Raw genomic sequence first — 25,200 nt, 5'->3', positions numbered from 1 at the left:
ATATTAGAGTTATTATAGCATTAAGCAAAAGTGAATTTAGTTTTTGACATACAAAAGTCTTTGGAGAGGCATGCCAATTGCAATGCCTTCTTTATTGGTCAAAAATATTACAGCTATCAGGAATTAACTCAAGTCGTATCCGATATCAGAAATGAAATACGGTCTACTATCTCATCTAAAGAAATCAATATCGGTTTGATCACAAATGATGATATTTATACCTATGCTTCAATTTTGGCACTATGGTTAGAGGGAAAAGCATATGTGCCCTTAAACCCAGAGTTTCCTATTGAACGAAATCAAACAATACTTGATCTGGCAGATATAAATACTGTACTAGATTCTTCAAAAGAAAAGGTTTTTGATTCGTTTATTGTTATTAAAACAGACGATTTAACTACATCTGAAATTGACATCATACCAATTGAAGTATCAACAGATGATTTAGCATACATATTTTTTACTTCAGGAACTACAGGAACTCCCAAAGGAGTGCCGATCACATTTGGGAACTTATCAGCATTTTTAGATGCCTTTTGGTCTCTCGATTATACCTTAACCGAAGAAGATAGATGTCTGCAAATGTTTGAACTAACCTTTGACTTATCGGTGGTGTCTTATTTGGCACCTTTGCTTAGAGGGGCTTGTGTCTATACCATTCCTAAAGAAGAAATTAAGTATAGCTATATTTTCGAATTGATGGAAGATCATGAGCTTACCTTTGCGCTTATGGTACCATCTATATTACATTATTTGAGGCCATATTTTGATGAAATAGATTGTCCAGCCATGAAATTTAGTTTGTTTTGTGGCGAAGCACTTCCTCTAGACGTAACAAAAGAATGGAGTAACTGTATTCCAAATGCAACGATAGCTAATGTTTATGGGCCAACAGAATGCACAATTTTTTGTACAGATTATACCTATAAACGAGACGCAGCGAATAAAAATTATAATGGAGTGCTTACCATAGGTAAGGATATGAAAAATACCCAAACCATTATAGTTGATGAGAATGAAAATGAAGTGCAAGTTGGTGAACGAGGGGAGCTGTGTTTGAGTGGGTCTCAACTTACTCCAGGGTATTGGAAAAATGAAACAAAAAATAAAGAAACTTTTTTTTACAAAATATATAATGGAGAAAAGATAAGGTTCTATAGAACAGGAGATCTTTGTACTGTAGATGCAGATGGAGATATTCTATATGTAGGCCGAGTAGATTTTCAAGCCAAAATTCAAGGATTTAGGGTTGAACTATCAGAAATTGAATTTCACGCCAAAGAACAGTTAGACAAAATAAACGTCGTAGCTGTTGCTTTTACCAATACTATTCACAATACAGAAATAGGTTTAGCATTAGAGTCCCCAAAACTAGACACAAAACCTTTACTAGATCATCTAAAAGCAAAACTCCCCCCGTATATGATCCCCACACAGATCAGATATATTGATAATTTCCCACTTAATGTTAATGGCAAAACAGATAGGAAAAAATTAAAGGAATATTTTGATTAAATAAACGAGGAGAATGGAAGTAAGTTTTATTAAGGAGAAAATTGCAGGTGTACTTACATCAATACTAGAGCATGATAATTTTGAAATGCATGACGAGTTAACGGCGAAAGACGTAGATGGGTGGGATTCTTTATCTCATATGATGATCATAACTAAGATTGAAGAAGAATTTAGTATCCGTTTTAAATTAAGAGATTTAAATAAATTAAAAAATATGGGATCCCTGGTATCCGTAATTCAGGGGAAAATTTAATGACGAAAGCGTGGTATTTAACTCTTTTAACTTTGTAGTATTTATCATTCCAGTATTTTTGCTGTATTGGTTGGTATTTAAAAAGTCGGCAGTCTACCAAAATATATTGTTGTTGGGAGCTAGCTTGTTTTTTTATGCTTTCGCAGATTGGCGTTTTCTTATTTTACTGGTCACATGTATACTCATCAACTTTTTACTTGGATTAAGGATCAATAGTGAATCTAACGAAAGGAAACAGCAAGTTTATTTGTATTTAGGAGTAATATTCAATGTTGGGTTATTGCTCTACTATAAGTATTTCAACTTTTTTCTCGAGGGATTTTATGATATGCTCAATGCTTTTGGTGTTACTTCTAGTCATACAGCTCTGTCGATATTGTTACCTCTTGGGATAAGTTTTTTTACCTTTCAGAATTTAGGGTATTTACTAGATGTTTATAACGAAGAAATAGAACCAAACTCAAATGTGCTTGAGTTTTCTTTGTTTGTTGCCTTTTTTCCAAAAATTTTATCAGGACCCATAGAAAGAGCTTCTCAATTTATTCCGCAGATAAAAACTAAAAGAGATTTTTCTTACGATACTACGGTAGATGGGTTGCGTCAAATTCTTTGGGGATTATTTGCCAAAGTTGTCATAGCTGAAAACTGTGCTGCACTGGCAGATCCGATTTTTAATTCTTATCAAGAGCAATCTTCAAGTGCATTGGTGTTTGGAGCGTTTTTTTATGCAATACAGCTATATGCAGATTTTTCTGGATATTCAAATATGGCTATTGGAGTATCTAAACTATTCGGAATTCAATTGATGCGCAATTTTGCAACTCCTTTCTTCTCAACGAATATAGCAGATTTTTGGAGGAAATGGCATATATCACTCACAACCTGGATGATGGATTACGTCTTTACTCCATTGTCCTTTACCTTAAGAAGACAGCAAAAATTGGGTTTAATAGTGGCTATTGTGACTACTTTTGTATTGGTAGGGCTATGGCATGGTGCAAATTGGACGTTTATTGTCTATGGACTTTTTCATGGTATGTACTTTATACCTTTGGTATATTCGGGGAGTATGAATACCTCTAATGCTATAGCTCAAGGGGCATGGTTTCCTTCAATTAAAGAATCTGTGAAAATGGTAATGCTATTTATTCTTGTTATGTTTACGGATATACTGTTTAGAGCAGATAATTTGACAATGGCATTCGATTATTTACAGCGAGTTTTTTCATGGAGTTTATTCTCTATCCCATGGGAATTTTTAGGATCGACAACCTTGTTCACTAGCTTGTTTATTCTTTTTTTCTTTGGTGTCGAATGGATTAATCGAGAAAAGAAACATGATTTTGAAGTTAGAAATTATCCCCTCTTAATTCGATGGGGATTCTATATATTTTTGTTTGTATTGATATTGTTTTTCGGAAAAACCGCAGAGACGTTTATTTATTTTCAATTTTAGAGACAGATGAAATTATTATTTATAAAACTGGGAATTTTTACTGTGTTATGCTTGTCTGTTCTGTCTTTTGTGTTACTCAACTTTGGAGGTAACGTAGACTACTTTTATGAGAAGTTTACAACTCCAAAAGCTAAGTCTATGATTATTGGGGACTCTAGAAGTTTACAAGGGATACAACCTAGTGTTATGAATTCATATTTTGAAAATAAAAATTATGATTTGCCCGTATTCAATTACAGCTTTACGATTGCACAAGCATTAATAGGACCGTTGTATAACGAGAGTGTATTAAAAAAGTTAGACAATGCTTCTAGAAATGGAGTGTTTGTTATTTCTGTTACACCAGAAATGATTACCGCTAAGGAAGGTTTTGATAACACGAAGGGACAGTTTAGAGAAGAGGGACAACCCCCACATAATATGGATTTTGTGTCTGTGAACCCAAATTTTGAATATGTAATTAAAAACTACTCTTTTTTTCACTTTAAATCAGTATTCAGAAAGAACTCAACACTTCATAAAGATGGTTGGCTCGAAGAAAATAATCTTCCCAAAGATGAAGAAGTGTTTAAAAGTTGGAAAAAGAATCAGATTAACCTATTTTTGCACGATCGAACGGAATATGCTATTTCTGATGTAAGGATTAATAGCTTACATATTTTAATCGATTCCCTAAAAAAACACGGTAGTGTTTATTTGGTTCGAATGCCCATAAGTAAAGAATTTTTGGGATATGAACAACAATATTTCCCCCACTTTAATGATATAATGGATGAGGTATCCATAAAAAATGATGTACCATATTTTGACTTTAATAAGTTAGATAGGGAGTATACTACTTATGATGGGCATCATTTGGATAAGTATTCCGGAAAGGAATTTACATTGGAGTTATGTAGATTAATAGATAAAACATTATAATGTTAAACGTGATATGAATATAGTAGTAACAATGATAATACTAAATTTGAGGAAGTAATGAACACTATAGTACCGATAGAGTTATATTATCCTTTGTATTTAAATTTGTGCTTCTTTTTGGTACTATTTACGCTTTTGCATACTCGTATTCTAAATATGAATGAACCTAGAAATTTGTCATTCATAAATTATACGGGATACGTATTATTAGCTTTCTTAATATTTCATATAGGACAAAGACCACCTAGTCATCTGTTCGGGGACACAATAAATTACTACAGAACCTTTCAACATTATAATACTGGTGGAGAAATACTACAGGTAAACGATTATGGTTGGCACCTTTTTATGAAGGCCATTGCCAGTGTTTCTTCGGTACATACGTTTTTCACCATTTGTGCGATTATTTATGTCTTCCCGATGTATAGAATTTCTAAGGAGTTTTTTAAAGACTATTGGTACTACGCATTTATCATGTTTGTGGTTTCTTTTTCTTTTTGGACCTATGGAGTTAACGGAATGAGAAATGGAGCAGCTTGTTCTCTTTTCCTATGGGGAGTGAGTTATCATCGTAATAAAGTAGTAATGTCACTATTTTTTCTAGTTGCGATCTTCTTTCATAAGACCACATTGTTACCAATTTTTGCTTTTGTCATCACCTATTTTTATAATAATCCTAAAGTGTTTTTCAAAGGCTGGTTAGCGTGTATTCCTCTTTCTCTAGCTATGGGTGGGGTTTGGATCACACTTTTTGCCAGTCTGGGGTTTGGAGACGATGACAGGTTAGCGGGATATCTCACCAGTGAAGCTGCAGAAGGAACTTTCTCAAGTACAGGGTTTAGGTGGGATTTTTTATTTCATAGTTCATTTGCGGTATTTGCAGGATGGTATTTTGTAATCAAAAAGAAATTTGAAGACAAGCTATATTTTAAATTATTAAATACGTATTTAATATGTAATGGATTTTGGATTCTTGTAATAAAGGCGAATTACTCCAATAGGTTTGCCTACTTATCCTGGTTTATGATGGCGATCATTATAGCCTATCCATTTTTGAAAAAACAGTTTTTTAAAGACCAACATTTTTTATTAGGTAAAGTAATACTCGTCTATTTCTCTTTTACCTTTTTTATGTATTACCTTTTTTGGGGATAATAACAATAACTAATCAACCAATGAAAACAATTACAGTATTTACACCAACGTACAACCGGGCTTATTGTTTACACAAATGTTACGATAGTCTTGTTGCTCAATCTAATCAGGATTTTGTTTGGCTTATTATAGATGATGGTTCTTCAGATAATACCGAAGAACTGGTAAATTCATGGATTCAAGAAGGCAAGATCGATATTGTATATCATTATCAGGAAAATCAAGGAATGCATGGAGGACATAATGCCGCCTATAGATTGACCGAAACTACCCTAAACGTTTGTATTGATAGTGACGACTGTATGGCAAAAGATGCTATTCAAAAAATTCTAGATGCCTGGGAAACTATAAAAGATAAGCCGGAGTTTGCGGGTCTTGTAGGTTTAGATGCTGATACTGAGGGAAATTTAATAGGAACCAAGATTCCTGATCATGTAAAAGAAACAACATTGTACGATTTATATCATGTACATAAAGCAACAGGCGATAAAAAATTGGTATATCGAACCGATGTAGTAAAGCAATATCCTCCATATCCTATTTTTGAAGGTGAACGCTTTGTACCACTGGGGTATTTATATCAGCTTGTAGATCAGGATTATAAGCTGTTGGCGGTTAACGAAGTGTTTTGTGAGGTTGAATATATGACCGACGGTTCTAGTTTAAATATGCTTAAGCAATACAGAAGACACCCAAGAGGGTTTGCGTTTTCACGAAAAAGCAGAATGAAATTGGCTCAAAATTTCAAAGATAGATTCAAAAATGCAATTCACTATGTATCCAGTTCGATGTTTATCAAGAATGGAGCTTTTCTTAGTGAATCTCCGAAAAAACTGATTACCTTTTTGGCAATCCCTTTTGGAGTATTATTGAATATGTATATACGATTTAAAACCAGAAGTGGAATTTAAATGGGAGCAGTAAGAATTTTACAGGTCTTTACGATCATGAATCGAGGAGGGGCAGAGTCTATGATTATGAACTATTATCGAAAGATCGATAAGGATAAAGTTCAGTTCGACTTTTTGGTACACAGAAAAGAAAAGGCTGCTTTTGACGAAGAAATCGAAAGTCTGGGAGGTAAGATATATAGGTTTGATCCTATTAATCCTTTGTCTCCAGGAGCATATTACGAAAAATTAAGATCTTTTTTTAAGGAACATTCAGAGTATAAGGTAGTACACTCTCATTTGAATACTTTTAGTTGTTTTCCTTTAAAAATAGCTGAAGAGTTTAATATTCCCTGTAGAATTGCGCACGCGCATATAGCTATAGAAAAAGTAAAACTGACAGACCTTTTACCAGGGAATGAAGGTCCAAAAGAAACGATAAAGAAAGTTATTAAACTGTGGTTAAAACAAAGAGTGCTTAAACATGCTACACATAGTTTTTCTTGTGGTGAAAAAGCTGGGAAATGGTTGTTTGGAAGCGATAGAGATTTTACTATTATGAACAATGCTATTGATGCTAATGCCTTTCGCCCAGATAATCAGGTTAGGGAAGAGTATCAAAAGAAGTTTGCAATTGAGCAAAAACTTGTATTAGGACATGTTGGTAGGTTTACAAGTCAAAAAAATCACTCTTTTTTATTGAAAATTTTTAGTGAAGTATTAAAAAGTAAAGAGAATTCAGAATTAATTTTAATAGGAGATGGTCCTTTACGGGTAAAGTTAGTAGCGGAAGCTAAAGAATTGGGGATAGATAACCATGTTCAATTTTTAGGAGTACGAACAGATATTCCACAATTGTATCAAATGCTGGATGTATTTGTCTTTCCATCGTTTTATGAGGGATTGCCGGTTACTTTAATAGAAGCGCAATCTGCGGGACTCAAAGTTTTTGCATCTGATAGAATTACCAAGGAGGTAGATCTTACCGATGACATTGAGTTTCTTTCGATAAATGAATCTCCTAAGTTTTGGGCAGATACAATACTGGAAAAACATATAGGAGATAAATCAGATAATTTTGAAGTGATAAAAGAAAAGAAGTATGATATTCAGAAAAATACCGAAATATTTCAGGATTTTTATCTGAAGCAAATACATAATTGATATGGGAAATTTACAAGAGAAAATTTATTCAAAATCTCCCCATTTTATACAAAATTGGATTGTATCGATGTACAATGTTTTGGCCTACAAAAAAAGATACTCTGGTAAGTATAAGCAATTCCTAAAGCTATACGAAAAGAATAGAAGTTTGTCTTTGGAAGAATTACAAAATATTCAAAAACAAAGATTTCGAGAATTTGTAAGCTATGCTATCAATAATTCAAGCTATTATAAAGAAACCCTTGGGAGTATAGAAGGAGCCGAAGATTTAGATAATATTCGTAAACTTCCTATCATTAATAAGGAAACGCTAAGGAGCAATTACTCTGGATTTTACACCATTGAAAAAGGAGAAGGTATTATTTCTAAAACAGGAGGGACAACAGGCAAATCTCTAGAAGTATTATATACTCATGATGATGTTCAAGAGCGATTTGCTATATTAGATAATTTTCGTGGTGGTTTTGGATATAAACTGGGTAAGAAAACTGCATGGTTTAGTGGTAAAAACCTTTTAAGTGATAAGGATATAAAAAAGAGTCGATTTTGGAAAACCGATCATATTTATAAGGTTAGATATTATTCTACATTTCACATTCATGGTAAATACTTACAATACTATCTTGAGAATTTGATAAAGTTTAAACCAGAGTATATGGTAGGATTTCCCTCTACAATGTACGAAATAGCGAAGTATGGTTTGGCTAAGAATATCGATTTTCCTGCAAACACAATTAAAGCAATATTTCCAACGGCAGAGACTATAACGAGTGATATCAGAGATGTGCTGGAGAGTTTTTTTAAAACCAATTTATACAATCAGTACGCTTCTTCAGAAGGAGCTCCTTTTATTGTAGAATGTGAAAATAAAAAATTACACCTCGAACTTCAAAGTGGTGTTTTTGAGGTACTCGATGAAAATGATAATCCTAGCAATAAGGGACGACTAGTAGTGACTTCCTTTAATACACATGGAACTCCACTTATTCGATATGATATTGGTGATCAAATAGAGTTAGAAGATGGTGTTTGCGTCTGTGGAAATAATAACCCTCTTGTTAAAGAAGTCTTAGGACGTATTTCAGATTACATATACTCAGAAGAAATTGGAAAAATTAATTTAGGAAACATATCCAATTCACTAAAAGGAGTAAAAGGAATTGTAAAATTTCAGATTCAACAAGATACACTAAACCGACTCTTAGTAGTTATAGAAAAAGATGATGAAGACTACACCAAAAAAGATGAAGAAGTTTTTCTGAGAAATTTACGCGATAGAGTAGGCAGCGAAATAAGTATAGATCTTCACTATGTCGATGAAATTCCTGTAGAGAAAAGTGGAAAGTTCAGATTGATTAAAAACAATATAAAAGACCTTATCCCTAACTAGCTATCAGATATGCTTTTTAACTCATTCGAATATCTAGCTTTTTTACCTATAGTTTTTATACTATACTGGGTATTATCAAAGCAACCTATTAGGTATCAGAATATTGTTTTGTTACTTGCTAGTTATGTATTCTATGGTTGGTGGGATTGGCGGTTTTTATCACTTATAGCTTTGAGCACAATTACCGATTATGTTGTTGGTCTCAAAGTATATAATGCTAAAAGTAAAATTAGTAAGAAACGTTGGCTATGGTTGAGTATAATCTTTAATATAGGTTTACTTGGTTTTTTTAAGTATTTCAACTTTTTTATCAATTCTTGGGTTGACCTTTTGGCTGCAATGGGATATACCGGACAAAGTATATGGACATTGAACATCATTCTACCAGTGGGGATTTCTTTTTATACGTTTCAGACGATGTCTTATTCCATAGATATATATAGTGAAAAATTGAAGCCAACAAAAGATTTTATTGCCTTTGCAGCTTTTGTTTCTTTCTTTCCGCAGTTGGTAGCAGGACCTATTGAAAGAGCAACGAATTTAGTTCCTCAATTTCTTAAAAAACGAGTTTTTGCGTATCAAAATATGTCAACGGGTGTGAAACTCATGATTTGGGGATTTTTTATGAAACTGGTGGTGGCAGATAGAGCGGCGATTTATGTAAATGCAGTCTTTAATAATACAGAACATCATGAAGGGCTTACCTTTATTGCAGCAACAGTTTTGTTTGCTTTCCAGATATATGGGGATTTTGCAGGGTACTCTTTAATCGCTATCGGGACTGCAAAATTATTTGGGTTCGATTTAATGACGAATTTCAGGAGACCTTATTTTTCGGCATCGGTAAGCGAATTTTGGACTCGATGGCATATCTCTTTATCGACATGGTTCAGAGATTACTTATACATTCCTCTAGGTGGTAATCGTGTGGCGAAACCCAGATGGCTTTTTAATTTGTTTGTAACTTTTCTGGTGAGTGGTTTATGGCATGGAGCAAATTGGACATTTGTGGTTTGGGGAGCACTTAACGGGATATATTTAATTGTTGAAGCACTATTATTTAAAAAGAATAGGAAAGGGATTTTTAACGTACTCATAACCTTTTGTTTGATAAATTTTGCGTGGATATTTTTTAGAGCAAATTCTATAGAAAGTGCACTCTATATTGTGAAAACAATATGTACCAACCCAGGGAGATTGTATATAGGTAGTGGAGATGATATTGCAGCATCAATCTACGCTACGCTCGCTATTATAATGCTTGTATCTGTAGAGATGAAAAAAGAATATTTTGATAGCTTGTTTTCCATTTCTAAAAGCAGGTATGAAGGAGTGAGATTAACGGCATATGCTATTGTTTTGTTTACGATCTTCTATTTTGGAGTTTTTGGAAAGAGTCAGTTTATTTATTTTCAATTTTAAATAATGAATAGCGGTAATTTTAAAATATCAATATCAAAAATTGTAAAATTTGTAATCATAATTTTGGTTATAGATTTTGCATTGGGTTATGTTGCAAGACAACTGTTTTTTTCTCAAGAAACGGGAAAATACGCTAGATCTACTCATGCCATAGAACATACAGATGCCAAAGTTATTATTTTGGGGAGTTCTCATGCGCATCGTCATTATGTACCAGAAGTTTTTGAAAATGAGTTGAAAACTACCTGCTATAATGCTGGTGCAGAAGGTCAACAGCTCTTATATCATAGTGTAATGCAAAAAATGATTTTAAAGAGGACCAAACCAGATGTGTTGGTACTTAATATAGATGAAGATTTTTTGTATAGTTCTAAAGAAGCTTATGATCGATTGGGAGATTTACATCCATATTATGGAGATCATAAAGATGAACTTAGACCTGTACTCAAATTACAATCTAAACTTGTCGACGTTAAGATGTTTTTTAAGTCTTATCAAACAAATTCTACACTAGTGCACGTCTTTAGATACTATTTGTCACCTCAAGTAGATTATAAAGGGTACCGACCTTTGTTTGGAAAAGTAAATCCCGAAAAATTAAATGGTAGTAACGAGGAGCATAAATCAAAACAAGTGATTGATAGTAATTTTGTAAACGCTTTTAAAAGTTTTATAAAGACTGCTAAAGACAATAATGTGCGCCTTGTATTGGTTACATCACCTGCCTTACTTGAGGTGGATCATTCAAAAAATGAATCGTTCAATAAAATCAAGGAAATTGCAAACGATAAAAATGTAATGTTTGTAGACTTTTTTAACGATAAACAATTTGTGAATCAATATAAATTGTTTCACGATCCTTCTCATCTTAATGATGATGGGGCCAGATTATTTTCACGATTATTAAGTGAACGTATCAGACAAGAGAAATGGATTAAAAATTAATCTTTTGATGTAAAGACTTTAGTTATGAATAATAGAATTACTTTAACATATGCTTTTTAACTCATTAGAATTTCTTCTGTTTTTTCCTACAGTATTTATATTGTATTGGATATTGAAGAATCATAAACAGCAAAATATAGTATTACTTATATCGAGCTACATTTTTTATGCGTGGTGGGATTGGAGATTTTTATCTTTAATTCTATTTAGCTCCTTTGTAGATTATGTCTCAGGGTTAAAAATAGAAGCATCTAATACACAAACAGGAAAGAAAAGATGGCTTATTATAAGTCTTTGCTCAAATCTCGGATTACTAGCCATCTTCAAATATTATAATTTCTTTGCAAATTCATTTGCCGATCTTATGGGTACAGTTGGTTGGCAGGTCAATGATTTGACATTAAATATCATTTTACCTGTAGGGATAAGTTTTTACACATTTCAAACACTTAGCTATACTATTGATATTTATAGAGGGCAATTTAAACCAACAAAAGATGTTATCTCCTTTTTAACTTACATAAGCTTCTTCCCTCAATTGGTAGCGGGGCCCATAGAGAGAGCGTCAAATCTATTGCCGCAAATAGAGCGTAAGAGAACATTCAAGAAGCAATGGTTCAATGAAGGGGTATTTCAAATTCTTGTTGGACTATTTAGAAAAATTGTAATAGCCGATAATCTGGGAACCTATGTTGATGCCGTTTATTTTAATCCAGAGATTCATAATTCAAGCACACTTGTTTTGGCAACGTTTTTCTATGCGTTTCAGATTTACTACGATTTTTCTGGGTATTCTGATATCGCCATAGGAACCGCAAAATTATTAGGGTTCAAGTTTCATCAGAATTTCAATTTACCCTACTTCTCAAAGAGTATTACAGAGTTTTGGAGGAAATGGCATATGTCGTTGTCTTTTTGGTTGAGAGATTACCTATACATTTCTCTGGGAGGTAATAGAAAAGGAATTAAAATTACCTATAGAAATTTGATGCTCACCATGTTGCTAGGTGGTTTGTGGCATGGGAGTTCCTGGAATTTTGTGATTTGGGGAGGTATACACGGATTGGCACTCAGTTGTGAGAAGTTTATTTTTTCATTTAAGAAAAACAAAGATTTTGGGTTTTTAGGATACATCTACACCTTCATTGTTGTTTTGCTATCGTGGGTGTTTTTTAGAGCTCCCGATTTGGGTACTTCGGCGACAATCATAAAGAAAATTTTAAGTTTCGACTTTTTGATGCCTTTCATTGGAGATTTTAATAATGTGGCAATTTCTGTATTAATGCTATTACTTGGTATAGGTTTCGATTTTTATATACGTCTTAAAAAAGTACACCTAGAGGATCTTGGAGGGCAGTTAAGTACCGTTAAACTAGTAACGTTTGCTACAGCCATAATAATGCTGTTAAATCTATTTTATTCAACATCGAATAACTTTATTTATTTTCAATTCTAAGAAAACATGGATAAAATTAATTTAAAATCTACATTAAAACTTATCCTATACATTTTGGTGGTAACCTATGTGGTAGATAAGGTCATCTATTTTTCTTTAAACATGTTGAGCGATAAAATCTTATCGGGACAGGCAGTGGGAAAATTAAATCATTTTATTACCGTAAAAGATTCGGTAGATATAGTGACTTTTGGAAATTCGAGAACAAATCATCATATCAATCCGCAAAAGTTATCTGGGTCTGGATTTAATATGGGCGCAGATGCGCGCTCTATAGCCTTTTGTGCTACACTAATCAAACTGCTTCCAGAAAATAAGGAACAACTGGTTATAGTTAATGTAGACTCTAAAAATGTTTTTGATCCAAAGTATTCAGGTATTGACATAAGTCCGTTGCGAATACGATATCATAGAAGTAAAGTAATCAAAAGAGAAATTGATAGAGTATTTAGTTTTGACCCCATTCAAAATTTCTATTGGAGTAAGGGGTATAACGGAAAGGTATTAGGCTTATTTAAAAATTACTTTGTGCCTAAGTATGATCATACCACCTATTATGGATATGACCCCATTTATGTTAACGAAACACAACGTGAGATTTTCAGGAATTTTTTGAAAAACCCAAAGCGAGTAGAATGTAAAGAAGAATATGTGTTGAGTGATCTGTACAAATCTTATTTAGATGAGATTAAAGCGTTTTGTACCAAAAACAATAAAAAATTAGTACTTATTACGGCGCCGTTTTATGATGACGTATGCAAGAAGGATAACCAAAAAATGAAACAAGTTTTTGAAGAAATGCAGTTTGAGTATTATGACTTTTCTGACGTATTTAAGGAAAATAACAAGATAGAGTATTGGAAAGATGATGTACACCTGTCTGATGAAGGAGCTCAGCTTTTTTCTGAAATCTTAAACAAAACACTTGTAAAGAAGTGAAATTAAAAATCGATTAGATATACGATATGCTTTTTAACTCATTAGAATTTTTTCTGTTTTTACCTTTAGTCTTTTTGCTGTATTGGTTTGTAGTAAATAGAAATCTAAAGCTTCAAAATTTTCTGGTATTAGTAGCTAGTTATGTGTTCTATGGTTGGTGGGATTATCGATTTTTATCCCTCATAGCATTAAGTACCATAGTAGATTATTTTATAGGGCTTTCTATTCATCGGTCTGGTGAAAGAAAAGTTCGTAAAGGTTGGCTGCTTGTTAGTATGCTATTTAATCTAGGGTTATTAGGCTTTTTTAAGTATTATAATTTTTTCGTCGATTCTTGGGTTGATTTGATGGGGAGTATAGGTTATGAAATAGAGAACACCTGGACCTTGCAAGTAATTTTACCTGTTGGTATTTCTTTCTATACGTTTCAAACCATGTCTTATTCTATAGATATCTATAGAGATAAACTTAAACCTACTAAAGATTTTGTCGCTTTTGCGGCATTCGTATCATTTTTCCCACAGCTGGTAGCAGGTCCTATCGAAAGAGCTGCCAATTTACTGCCACAGATATTACAGAAAAGAACATTTAATAAAGAACAAGCGCTCAAGGGAATTGAGCTTATTGTTTGGGGAATGTTCAAAAAAGTGGTCATTGCCGATTCGTTTGCACCTATTGTAAACGATATCTTTACAAATTATACCGATTATTCAGGAGGTACTCTTATTATGGGAGCAGTATTTTTTGCTTTTCAGATTTATGGAGATTTTAGTGGATACTCTGATATAGCAATTGGTACGGCAAAGCTATTTGGTTTTGATCTTATGACTAATTTCAATTTTCCGTATTTCTCAAGGAGTATTGGTGAGTTTTGGAGAAAATGGCACATCTCGCTTTCTACATGGTTTAGAGATTACCTATATATACCATTAGGAGGGTCAAAAGTTGGAAAACTAAAAGGAATTAGAAATGTATTTGCGATATTTTTGGTGAGTGGATTTTGGCATGGAGCCAATTGGACCTTTATTGTTTGGGGAGGGATACATGCTTTATTATTTATACCCTCATTTGTGCTAGGTACCAATAGAAGACATTTAGAGGATAATGAAGCATATAAAGGTATAGTGGCATATATAAAAGATTTTGGCCAAGTCATATTTACTTTTTTCGTGGTTACCGTTGCTTGGGTGTTTTTTAGAGCAGATTCTATAACAGATGCAGTAGGTTACCTAAAAGGGATTAACTCATTTAAGATTGATGCATCTAGCTTTATCATGTATTTTGATATACTACTAATATTTACTTTAATCGCGCTAGATTTTATGAGGTATAAAAAGAAGAAAATTCATATTGCTATTTGGATTTTGATGGTCGTTGCTATCATAGGATCATTAAATAGGGAAGTACAAGCAGAGTTTATCTATTTTCAGTTTTAATTATGAAGTATATTAAAAAAATAATTGTTTTTGTGGTATTACTGGAGGTGCTACATTTAGTTATAGGACTATTTTTTAATGGAATGGATACATTTTTACCACTAACAGGCTTTAATGATCCTCCGCTTTATTATGATATGGATTCTTTGTGGGGTGTAACAAGACAAAAAAACACAAAGCAAATGATGAGTTATCCCTGGGGAGGAGTGGTAAATGAAATTAATTCATACGGATTTCGAGATGATGAATTTAATAAAGAAGGTATGTTGGTACTAGGAAACTCTTTTGTTGAAGGATACGGGATGAAAAATGAATCTCGCTTTTCTGAAGTATTAGAAGAAAAATTAGGAGTACCGATAAACAACGCAGGATCCGGTGGGGTTTGGACCCCAATTCAGGGAGTAGTTTTATTGGAGCATCTATTGAAGACCGAAAAGTTGAAATTTGATAAAATTGTATTTATAATGACTCCTGGAGAAGTTGTTAATATCGGGAAGAGAAATCCGAAAACAGACCCGTCCAGAAGTTTTCCATACCGAGAAGGTGACGACATTGTTTTTTATAAAGCAAAATACGCTAGCTTCGGAAACTCAATGTCCTTACCAAGTAAGGTAAAAAGGTTTAGTAAGAGCTTATTACTATTTAAGATCTATAATACCTTTAAATATTATGGTACAGCAAAAGGGAAAAAAGAAGATTTTGACTATGATAAACAAAAGCTAGATTGGCTTTTGTCAAAACTAGAGGAACTAGAACTTAAGCAAACCGTAGAAATTGTGGTAATTAATGATTTGGGAAAACTACACATTAATGATATTGCAGAGTATAAGAGTAATTCAGAGGGCATAAACTTTAATGTGGTGCAGTACCCGGCAGGTCTTAGTAATTATTTTGTTTCTAATGGTCATCTCAGCGAAAAAGGAAATGAAGTTTTAGCAGAATTACTGCTTCCAATTTTTAAGAAATAGATTATAACACACAATAACAAATAAAAAAACCATCTCATAAGCTATGAGATGGTTTTTTTATTATTGTTATCGCTTTAGCGTTACATACAGGTGTTATTCTGTAAGTTTACTTCGTTTTGGTTTGTTGTATTAGCGATGCTAATACACTCAAATCTTGTGTTTTCAGGGAAATCGATTGTGTTTTGTGATAGCGAAATATCGGTATTTACACCTGTTATCGAAACTCCATGACCATCAGTAGAACTAATTCTATTGTTAATAAGGTCCACTCCAGAAGCATTAATCACTTGGGCTTTACCTTCAGAAATATTATCTCTGAATGTCACCCCACTAGTCTTAGAGAATACCAATGATGCAGATGATAAGAAGTTATTATTTTCAATAGTAACCTGATTACTTGCTTGCCCCGAACCTTGATTTAGCTCAACACAATATAAATGATTTGTTACTACGTCTATATCATTATTGGTAATACTTAAGTTGTTAGCTTCAGTAAGTTGAAGACTAATTCCTCTACTAGAAGCTTGTGATGTTCTAATAGTATTATTGTAAACCTGAGTAGGTTCTGTTATTTTCTTAAGTTGTATACCACTTTTATTATCGATAATCTGATTATCAAAGATTTTTACATTACCAAAGTCGGCAGCAATTGCAATACCATATCCAGATATATTGTTCCCTGAGATCTCATTATCAAATACGGTTTCACCAATTCCTGCTGCAAAAATAGCTGGAGTACCCGAGGTTCTTTCGGAAGCTCTAAATGTATTGTTACGTATCTTAGATCCTGAAGTAGCAGAATACACAATCTTACTCTCCATATCATTTCCTTCAATGGTAACATTTTCACCAATAGAGATGGTAAATCCTCCAACTCTACTACCACGTTCTGTGTTATTTCTTATGGTAATATCACGAGCGATCTCATAAAAGATAAACTCATTAGTTACTTCATCACGTTTTCTAACCGCTTCAATATTGATCGCAAATCCTACGACACCACCATTAATATATGAAGAAGGTTGCCCAGCATTTAGATAAGTATTGTTTTCTATAAGAATATTGTATCCATCGGTGATCGATGTACTCATTCTTCTGTTATTATCGAAAGTACAGTTTTTTACAACAATGTCTCTAGAAGGAATATAGTCTGGTTGGAAAGTAAATCTTAAAGAGTTAATGTTTAATCCACCAAATGATCCATCTTTAATGGTAACACCATCTATTACAATATTGTCCGCTGCATGAATCATCAATAATAACTGGCCTTCTTCTGTTGTATCAAAACCATTACTGTATAAATGAGTGTCACGATCTCCTAAAAGAGTACCACCACTAACAGTAGAGTTAGAAACTTCTCTAAGTGCTAATAATACACCTCCTTTTGCCCAATCGGTAGGAAATACTCTTAAAACAGTATCATCAGACATTTTTAAATGGAAATCTCCTGGTACATTAATAGATTCTACAGAAGGATAAAAATTTTGATTCGTAGTTGTACTGGTAACTGTGGTTACATTAAAATAAGCATCAAATTTACCTACTACAAAAGTATCTGCTCCAAGTTCCTTAACTCTGAACATTAATTTTTCGAATTCAGTATTGTTTTTTAAGGCAACAGCAGAAGTAGTTTGACCTTGCACGATATTTTTCCATCGCGATGGGATGAAACCAAAGGTAGTTTCTTTAAGTCTTACATCTCCACTTAGATTAAGATCAGAATTTAAAAGTTTACCGTCGATATAACCGCCAGTAAAATTCAAAGTTCCATTTACGATTAATCCTCCGTCAAAATCAAAGTTTGCGTTTGCCGGAAGGTTAACAGTAGCTCCGTTTAAATCTAATAAACAATTAATAGTCGTCGTACTGTTGGCTTCTAATGTACTTAAATCGAAGTCACATGGAGTGGTAGATATTTCTTCGTCAACGTCTGGATCTGGATCTGGATCTGGGTCAGGATCGGGATCTGTGTCTGGATCCGGGTTTTCAATTTCTTCGCCGGTAATCTCTTCAAATGTCTCGTTACTACAGGAAACAAAAAATATTGTCAACAAAATAATGAGAAAATAGGGGGGCTTAATCCTCTTCATAATGCAATAATTTTGGTATTTAAATATTTAGTTTAAAGTAGTTATTTCACCATAGGCATTTAATCGGGTTTTAGGCAAATTAACGCAATTTCATCGGTAGTATTGTGTCATATATCGATAAAAAATGTTAAATTTTTCTTAAAAAAACGGTTTAATCCTCAGAAACATATGCAAGTACGGCGTAACCGTAAAAAAATACTCCCTTTTAGACGTATGCAAAATAGTAAACCTTTCAAATTTTATTCAAAAAAAAGTAAAAATTTATAATTTCGATTTTTCTGCATTAGAAAAGCCCCGATTAAACCTTAAAAAGAGGATGTTATATCTATATTTGCATTCGAAATAACAATAGAACAACAACCAGACCAATACATTAACTATATGGCCAAAATCATCCGTGTGACAACGGTGCCTATTTCATTGGGGAAATTATTGAAAGGGCAATTAAAGTTTATGTCTGACTATTATGAAATAGTTGGAATTTCTAGCAAAGGGGGAGATGCGTTAGATACAGTGGCTAAAGATGAAGGAGTGAGAGTTATTCCTGTCGAAATGACAAGAAAGATTACTCCTGTACAAGATTTGAAATCGGTGTATCAACTATATAAAATTTTTAAAAGAGAAAAACCTGATATCGTTCATAGTCACACTCCAAAAGCAGGAACGTCATCTATGCTTGCTGCTTGGTTAGCTGGGGTTCCTCATCGTTTACATACTATTGCCGGTTTACCATTACTTGAAGCCACAGGTGCCAAAAGAGTATTGTTAGATACTGTAGAAAAGATTACCTATGCTTGTGCAACTAAGATTTATCCAAATTCGTTAGGCCTAAATTCTATTATTATTGATAATAAATATACCAAACCCAAGAAGTTGCAGGTAATAGCTAAGGGAAGTTCTAATGGGATAGACACTTCTCACTTCGACCCTGGATTGTATAGCAATGAAGATAAAGAGTCTTTACGCAATGAATTAGGAATCCAAAGTTCTGATTTGGTTTTTGTGTATGTAGGTCGATTTGTGACCGATAAAGGCATTAATGAGTTAATTTCGGCATTCAAAAAATTAAATGTTGATCATACGAATATTAAATTACTTCTAGTAGGAACTTACGAGAAAGAGCTTGACCCATTATCGGAAGAATCTGAAAAGGAAATAGAAGAAAATAACAATATTATATGTGTAGGATGGCAAGATGATGTTAGACCTTATTTTGCAATTTCCGATGTTTTGACTTTTCCTAGTTATAGAGAAGGGTTCCCAAATGTAGTAATGCAAGCCGCTTCTATGGGATTGGCTTGTATAGTAACTGATATTAATGGATGTAATGAAATTGTAAGTGAAGGTGATAACGGTCTTATTATTCCAGTTAAAGATTCAAACGCGCTGTATGAGCGTATGAACACTATGATCGAAGATAATTCACTACGAATGACTATTGCTTCTAAAGCTAGAATTTCTATTACCTCACGATATGAACGTGAATATGTCTGGAAAGAATTACTACAAGAATATCAATCATTGTTGGATAATTGAACTCGGTTTTAAAAAGGTTTTCTGGAGATGAAAAGAAAATTAAAACAATTAAAAAAGAGGATTTCGGTTTTTTGGAAAGATGAGAACAGGAAAGGCATTTTCCAAATCATTTGGGAGGTGGTCATTTTTTGGTTTGTAAAGGGTGAGTTGCCATATTTCTATTTTGGGAAGTTTTTATACCGAAAAGATGTAATAAACTATAAAGATTACCTTAGTAGTAAAGAAGTAGATAGTATTACACTTTCTAAGAATTTGCATCATTATCAATACGCATCGTTGCTACGCAATAAATTGGCGTTCGCACTGTATATGGAGCGAAATCAACTGCCAGTTCCTAAACTTTTAGGATACAATTTTGGGAGTAGATTTTTTTTAGATGAAAATGTAATTCATGTGGCTGACAAAAATGATCTTGCCAAATACTTCAAAAATCTTTTTAATACCACTGGACAGGATAAGATTTTTGTAAAAGCCATTAAAGAAATGGGAGGAGAAGGCTGTTACTTAATATGTCTTTCTAGTCTTGCAAATGATGTAGAGAAGTATGGCAAGCATATATTATCTGCCGATTTTATTTGTCAAGAGGTAGTGCAACAACATGAACTTATCAATAAGATATATGAACATAGCGTGAATACCATCAGGTTTGATACGTATATAGATAAAAATAACCAAATTCACATTCTTTCTGCTTTTATGAGATTTGGTCGTGGCGGTAATGTGGTAGATAATGGTAGTGCTGGTGGTTTCTATCTTTCTATTAATTTGGAAGAAGGAACACTTAAAGGGTACAGTCACCAACTTATGAAATATGGAGGAGAACGTTTACAAGTACATCCAGATACAAATATTGTTTTCGACGGATATAAAATCCCCTATTTTGAAGAGTCCTGTGCTTTAATAAAGAAAGCTGTGAGTTATATTCCCGATCGTATTATAGGTTGGGATATTGCGATTGGTGAAAATGGACCAATTATAATAGAAGGAAATGATAATAATTCATTTATTACTCCAGATATAGCTTATGGAGGATATTTGGGTCATCCTTTATTTCAAGAGATTTTAGAAGAAGCCAAAACCATTTAAAAATATTATGACACCACTAGAAGGTTTAAGAAATAAAATATTTTGGTTTTTAGATAGTTTGAAAGGAGGCAACAAAAGAACGCATTACGATGCTATTAGGATTCACTTTGAAAACCCTAACGCTCCAGAAAATAAGGCTAAAAGGGAGCATGATCTTCAAAATATTTTAAATCATGCCATCTCGACCGTACCCTTCTACAACGAAATAAATAAAACATCGGTTTTACAAGATTTTCCTGTGGTTAATAAAAATTGCATTCGAGATCAATTTGATGATTTTCTATCTTCTGAATATATAGATAAGCCTACAACAAGTGTTAGTACAAGTGGATCGACAGGAACACCCTTTAAAATATTACAGGATAACAGAAAGAAATTAAGAAATACCGCAGATAATATTTTCTTTTCTGAATTGGCAGGATTCAAAGTAGGGTATAGACTCACTTATTTTAGATTATGGAATGCTTTTGAGAAAAAAGGAGTCTTAGAACGCCTATTGCAAAATATTCGGCCAATAGATGTTTTTGATTTAGGTAAAGATGGGGCAATAACAAAAGAAATTGAAATATTAAAGCAAAGCAAGGCTACCAATAGTTGGTTAGGGTATGCTTCGGCATATGAAGAAATTTGCAAATATTTAGACCAGAACAATGTAGATAAAATTTTAGGGAAACTACACTCTGCAATAGCAATTTCTGAACGATTGAATCCCTATACAAAACAAGCTGTAAGAAAATATTTTGATGTAGATGTGGTGTCAAGATATTCTAATGTCGAGAATGGAATTATCGCTCAACAACCCTTGGGAGATAACGCATATTTTTTGATTAACGAAGCAAGTTATATCGTAGAAATTCTTGATATAAATTCAGATAAAGCGGTTAAGGATGGTGAATCGGGACGGATAGTCGTCACAGATTTGTTCAATTATGCAACTCCCATGATTCGATACGACACCGGAGATATTGGGATTAAAACTACCATAAACTCGAGGTCAGTGCTTAGTAGGGTAGAAGGAAGGAAAATTGATGTGATATATAACACCAAAGGAGAAATTGTTCCTATTAACCTTGTGTTGATCGTAAATAAATATCATGAGTTGAAACAATCGCAGTTAATTCAAAAGGCAAAAGGAGTTTACCATCTTAAACTAAACTGCGATCAAGAATTTTTAAAAGAAAAAGAGTTTCTTAACGCATTTAAAGTGTATTTGGGCGAAGATGCCAAAATCACGATAGAATATGTTAATGAAATTCCTTTACTTGCATCGGGTAAGAGAAGAGTAATGGTAAACGAAATGATTAATTCTTAATAGATAATTTTAGAAACAGTGTATAGAAGTTTTTTTAAAAGAGTTTTTGATTTTTGTATCGCTTTATTCATTCTAATATGTGTATCTCCGTTTTTTATAGTTTTAATACTTTTTTTGGCTATTGCTAATGGAGGAAAACCCTTTTTCATTCAAAGGAGGCCAGGGAAAAATGAAAAAATTTTCAGCATTGTAAAATTCAAAACAATGAATGATAAAAAAGATGCCGAAGGAAACTTGCTTCCAGATAAGGATAGAATAACAAAAATAGGTACATTTGTACGCAAGACGTCACTAGATGAAATCCCCCAGTTGATAAACGTCTTGATAGGTGATATGTCTTTAATAGGACCACGCCCGTTGATTATAGAATATCTCCCCATCTATAACGACATTCAAAAAAAACGTCATGACGTAAGACCGGGTATTACCGGTTGGGCTCAGGTAAATGGAAGAAATTCTATTTCCTGGACAAAAAAATTTGAATACGATGTTTGGTATGTTGAAAATTGTAATTTTTTGCTAGACGCAAAAATTCTCGGATTAACATTTATGAAGGTCATTCAGAAAAAAGATGTAAACCTTTCAGCAGAACAAACATCAGAGTATTTTAACGGTACTAATTAGTTTTATTTTAGATAAAATAAATGAGCGCAAATCTTGAAGTAATAGGCTTAACAAAGAAAATGTTAAGTGAGGGGGTTAATAAAAATACATATTGGAAAGGTAAGTTAGCTCCTTTGCCTAAAAGTAAGGCACTGTGGTTATTGGCAAATACAAGAATTGCAGATGATGATTATTGTGGAGTTATAGCTCAGGAAGATGGTGAAATGGTTTCATTCATTTTTATGTTTCCTGATCTACTTAATGTGAAAGGTGAAGACCCAAGGAAGGTATATTGGATGATCTCGTGGTGGGTTCATCCTAAGTATAAAGATACAGTATTGGGAACCTATATTTATAATGAAGCAGTAAACTTAACAGGGAAACAAATTCTGATAAAATCGTATGCAGAAAATGTGACTACTTTTTACGAAAAACAACCGTTTCGGGTTATAGCCTCGAGGTTACGACATACGTTGTTTTTTAGTTTAGACGCTTCAATGTTAATAGGAAGATTTAGGTTTTTAAAGTCAGTTAAGTTTTTATTAAAACCTATTGATAGTTTAAGTTACTCGTTACTCAAGTTGATAAATGCCAAATGCAAGAAGAGAACCAAAGCACTTTTTTATGATTTTGTAACACAAATCGACGATGCTACTTGGGATTTTATAAAACCTCTTTGTAAAGAGGACCTTATCTATAAGAGTAAAGAGTATATCAATTGGCAGCTTAGTAATGTTCAGTATACGCAAACTCCTGTTTCGTCTAAATATCCGTATAAATCACTGCAAACGGGAATAAGTAATAATATACATATTCATAATCTTAAAATCTTAAAATCTGATGAACTTATTGGTTTTATTTCCTATGTCATTAATTTTAATGAGCTTAACGTAAAATACTTTTTAGTTGGAGATGATGCAAATTATGATATATGCGTAGATGCTTTGATGGAGAATTTTATAATTCATAAACGAACATTTATTTTCACAGATGACACTAAACTATCTGATGCCATAAATAGAAGATATAAAAGTATTTTTACGCATAAAGTAACCAAGAAAGGCCTCGCACATAACCAAACCAATCTCGAAGGAGCAGATTTTGAGATGTTAAATAGAGATGGGCATTTTTACTAAACCAATTACGTATTAACCAAAAAATATGAAATTTGTAACACAACTACAAGAATCAATCGAGAAGCATTTTAATGAAAATGTATTATGTATAAATGGAGTTTTTTATACGTATCAGGATTTTGCTACTGAGATATCGAAAATTAGATTTGCTATTACAAGCTCTATAGAAGAGTCTGAAAAACTTATAGGTTTAGTTACAAACGATGATTTACAGACCTATGCAAGTATTATAGCGCTATGGCTTGAAGGTAAGGCTTATGTGCCAGTAAATCCTTCTTCACCAATAGAAAGAAATACCAAGGTTTTTGAACTTACAGAGACAAAATATGTGATAGATTCATCAGAATCTTCAATATATCAAGATTACCAGGTAATTGCGACAAGAACTTTGAAGAATACAGATATTAACCTTGTTCCAAAGGAAACATCAGGCGATCAATTGGCTTATATCTTGTTTACATCTGGTACTACAGGTCTTCCAAAAGGAGTTCCTATTACATTTAATAATGTGCAAGGTTTAGTAAATGCAATAGATGCCGAACCTACATTTAACTTAGAATCGTCAGATCGATGTCTGCAAATGTTCGAACTAACTTTCGATTTTTCTGTAGTTACCTACCTTTTTCCATTGTTGGCAGGTGCTTGTATGTACACTATACCAAAAGGTGCAATTAAATATTTTTACATTTTCAAACTTATAAAAGAGCAAAGGTTAACGGTGCTTACCATGGTACCTTCTATTATTAATTATTTGCGACCTTATTTTTCAGAAATTAATGCGCCAGATGTAAGGTATTGTAGTTTTGGAGGAGGAGCCCTTCATCATGATATCGCAAAAGAATGGAGCGATTGTTTGCCTAACTGTAAGATATTTAACTATTATGGTCCTACAGAATTTACTGTATATAGCGGTTTTTATCCATACCATAAAGAGACGGCGACCAAAAACCATAATGGTATTATCGCTATAGGAACTCCGCAAAAAGATACCCGTTATTTGGTGGTAGATGAGAATAATGAAGAAGTGCAGCTGGAAGTAACAGGAGAATTATGTTTGGGAGGGCCACAAATTACTCCAGGGTACTGGAAGAATGATGAAAAAAATGCAAAGAGTTTTTTCACTAGAAAAGAAAACGGTGAAGAGATACGATACTATAAAACTGGAGATCTTTGTTTTAAAGATCAGGATGGAGACTTTTTGTATGTAGGTAGGGCCGATTTTCAAGTAAAAATAAGAGGGTATCGGGTAGAATTGGCTGAAATAGAATTTCATGCCAAGGCCAAATCAGATAAAAAAGTGAATATGGTAGCAATAGATGTCTACAACAAACTAGGAAATGCTGAGTTAGGTCTGGCTATAGAATCTGAAGAATTTGAAATTGATGAAGTCCTGGAGTATATGAAAACAAAAATGCCAGATTATATGATTCCAGCTCATGTACGATTTATACCAGAATTTCCACATAGTATCAACGGGAAAATAAATAGAAAAGAATTAAGAACACATTTTGACATAAATTAAATAAA

General features: G+C 33.1%; 21 protein-coding genes. 20 read left to right on the top strand and 1 reads right to left on the bottom strand.

Features of this window, described 5'->3' with window-relative positions; translation table 11 throughout:
- Positions 1 to 30 precede the first annotated feature (30 nt).
- The 14 genes from M0D21_RS03335 to M0D21_RS03270 all read left to right on the top strand — a co-directional run bounded on the left by M0D21_RS03335 (position 31) and on the right by M0D21_RS03270 (position 15,910).
- Positions 31 to 1,515: an amino acid adenylation domain-containing protein gene (locus M0D21_RS03335; RefSeq protein WP_248326904.1), complete on the top strand. Its 1,485-nt coding sequence runs from the start codon at positions 31 to 33 to the stop codon at positions 1,513 to 1,515.
- Between the two features lie 13 nt (positions 1,516 to 1,528).
- The gene (locus M0D21_RS03330; RefSeq protein WP_248326903.1) at positions 1,529 to 1,768 is read left to right on the top strand and encodes an acyl carrier protein; all 240 of its coding nucleotides are present in this window, start codon (positions 1,529 to 1,531) and stop codon (positions 1,766 to 1,768) included.
- 112 nt (positions 1,769 to 1,880) lie between these two features.
- The gene (locus tag M0D21_RS03325; RefSeq protein WP_248326901.1) at positions 1,881 to 3,224 is read left to right on the top strand and encodes an MBOAT family O-acyltransferase; all 1,344 of its coding nucleotides are present in this window, start codon (positions 1,881 to 1,883) and stop codon (positions 3,222 to 3,224) included.
- A gap of 6 nt (positions 3,225 to 3,230) precedes the next feature.
- Positions 3,231 to 4,145 carry a hypothetical protein gene (locus M0D21_RS03320; protein WP_248326898.1) on the top strand — a complete coding sequence of 305 codons (915 nt, stop codon included), beginning with the start codon at positions 3,231 to 3,233 and terminating at the stop codon, positions 4,143 to 4,145.
- 57 nt (positions 4,146 to 4,202) lie between these two features.
- Positions 4,203 to 5,300, top strand: a complete 1,098-nt coding sequence (locus M0D21_RS03315; protein WP_248326896.1) for an EpsG family protein — start codon at positions 4,203 to 4,205, stop codon at positions 5,298 to 5,300.
- Between the two features lie 20 nt (positions 5,301 to 5,320).
- The gene (locus M0D21_RS03310; RefSeq protein WP_248326894.1) at positions 5,321 to 6,211 is read left to right on the top strand and encodes a glycosyltransferase family 2 protein; all 891 of its coding nucleotides are present in this window, start codon (positions 5,321 to 5,323) and stop codon (positions 6,209 to 6,211) included.
- Complete coding sequence (locus M0D21_RS03305) at positions 6,212 to 7,354, top strand: glycosyltransferase family 1 protein (RefSeq protein ID WP_248326892.1); 1,143 nt, start codon at positions 6,212 to 6,214, stop codon at positions 7,352 to 7,354. It begins immediately after the preceding gene.
- Position 7,355: 1 nt separating this feature from the next.
- Positions 7,356 to 8,744, top strand: coding sequence for a phenylacetate--CoA ligase family protein (locus M0D21_RS03300; protein WP_248326891.1), 1,389 nt, complete (start codon positions 7,356 to 7,358; stop codon positions 8,742 to 8,744).
- 9 nt (positions 8,745 to 8,753) lie between these two features.
- Positions 8,754 to 10,166 (top strand): MBOAT family O-acyltransferase, encoded by a 1,413-nt coding sequence (locus M0D21_RS03295; RefSeq protein WP_248326889.1) that lies wholly within the window; start codon positions 8,754 to 8,756, stop codon positions 10,164 to 10,166.
- Between the two features lie 3 nt (positions 10,167 to 10,169).
- The gene (locus M0D21_RS03290; protein ID WP_248326887.1) at positions 10,170 to 11,111 is read left to right on the top strand and encodes an SGNH/GDSL hydrolase family protein; all 942 of its coding nucleotides are present in this window, start codon (positions 10,170 to 10,172) and stop codon (positions 11,109 to 11,111) included.
- A gap of 112 nt (positions 11,112 to 11,223) precedes the next feature.
- Positions 11,224 to 12,567, top strand: coding sequence for an MBOAT family O-acyltransferase (locus M0D21_RS03285; protein ID WP_248326885.1), 1,344 nt, complete (start codon positions 11,224 to 11,226; stop codon positions 12,565 to 12,567).
- Positions 12,568 to 12,573: 6 nt separating this feature from the next.
- Positions 12,574 to 13,506 carry an SGNH/GDSL hydrolase family protein gene (locus tag M0D21_RS03280; RefSeq protein WP_248326884.1) on the top strand — a complete coding sequence of 311 codons (933 nt, stop codon included), beginning with the start codon at positions 12,574 to 12,576 and terminating at the stop codon, positions 13,504 to 13,506.
- Between the two features lie 26 nt (positions 13,507 to 13,532).
- A complete protein-coding gene (locus M0D21_RS03275; protein WP_248326883.1) occupies positions 13,533 to 14,942 on the top strand; it encodes an MBOAT family O-acyltransferase in 1,410 nt (469 codons plus the stop codon).
- Positions 14,943 to 14,944: 2 nt separating this feature from the next.
- Positions 14,945 to 15,910 (top strand): hypothetical protein, encoded by a 966-nt coding sequence (locus M0D21_RS03270; protein ID WP_248326881.1) that lies wholly within the window; start codon positions 14,945 to 14,947, stop codon positions 15,908 to 15,910.
- A gap of 80 nt (positions 15,911 to 15,990) precedes the next feature.
- On the opposite strand, the gene M0D21_RS03265 is transcribed toward M0D21_RS03270, so the two are convergent.
- On the bottom strand, positions 15,991 to 18,000 hold the full coding sequence (locus M0D21_RS03265; RefSeq protein WP_248326879.1) for a right-handed parallel beta-helix repeat-containing protein: 2,010 nt from the start codon (positions 17,998 to 18,000) through the stop codon (positions 15,991 to 15,993).
- 381 nt (positions 18,001 to 18,381) lie between these two features.
- Between M0D21_RS03265 and M0D21_RS03260 the strand changes: the two genes are divergently transcribed.
- From M0D21_RS03260 to M0D21_RS03235, 6 genes are read left to right on the top strand one after another with little or no spacing between them, the layout of a single operon-like run.
- The gene (locus M0D21_RS03260) at positions 18,382 to 19,536 is read left to right on the top strand and encodes a glycosyltransferase family 4 protein (protein WP_248326877.1); all 1,155 of its coding nucleotides are present in this window, start codon (positions 18,382 to 18,384) and stop codon (positions 19,534 to 19,536) included.
- Between the two features lie 27 nt (positions 19,537 to 19,563).
- Positions 19,564 to 20,622, top strand: coding sequence for a sugar-transfer associated ATP-grasp domain-containing protein (locus M0D21_RS03255; RefSeq protein ID WP_248326875.1), 1,059 nt, complete (start codon positions 19,564 to 19,566; stop codon positions 20,620 to 20,622).
- A 7-nt stretch (positions 20,623 to 20,629) separates the two neighbouring features.
- Complete coding sequence (locus tag M0D21_RS03250; RefSeq protein WP_248326873.1) at positions 20,630 to 21,934, top strand: phenylacetate--CoA ligase family protein; 1,305 nt, start codon at positions 20,630 to 20,632, stop codon at positions 21,932 to 21,934.
- An 18-nt stretch (positions 21,935 to 21,952) separates the two neighbouring features.
- Positions 21,953 to 22,558 (top strand): sugar transferase, encoded by a 606-nt coding sequence (locus M0D21_RS03245; protein WP_248326871.1) that lies wholly within the window; start codon positions 21,953 to 21,955, stop codon positions 22,556 to 22,558.
- 20 nt (positions 22,559 to 22,578) lie between these two features.
- Positions 22,579 to 23,673, top strand: coding sequence for a hypothetical protein (locus tag M0D21_RS03240; protein ID WP_248326869.1), 1,095 nt, complete (start codon positions 22,579 to 22,581; stop codon positions 23,671 to 23,673).
- Between the two features lie 25 nt (positions 23,674 to 23,698).
- Positions 23,699 to 25,195 carry an AMP-binding protein gene (locus tag M0D21_RS03235; protein WP_248326868.1) on the top strand — a complete coding sequence of 499 codons (1,497 nt, stop codon included), beginning with the start codon at positions 23,699 to 23,701 and terminating at the stop codon, positions 25,193 to 25,195.
- The last annotated feature ends 5 nt before the right edge of the window (positions 25,196 to 25,200 follow it).

The organism is Aquimarina acroporae, from assembly GCF_023195925.1.
Classification (GTDB): domain Bacteria; phylum Bacteroidota; class Bacteroidia; order Flavobacteriales; family Flavobacteriaceae; genus Aquimarina; species Aquimarina acroporae.
Note: the sequence above shows the minus strand (reverse complement) of the source record. Positions and strands in the feature narration are given on the sequence as shown.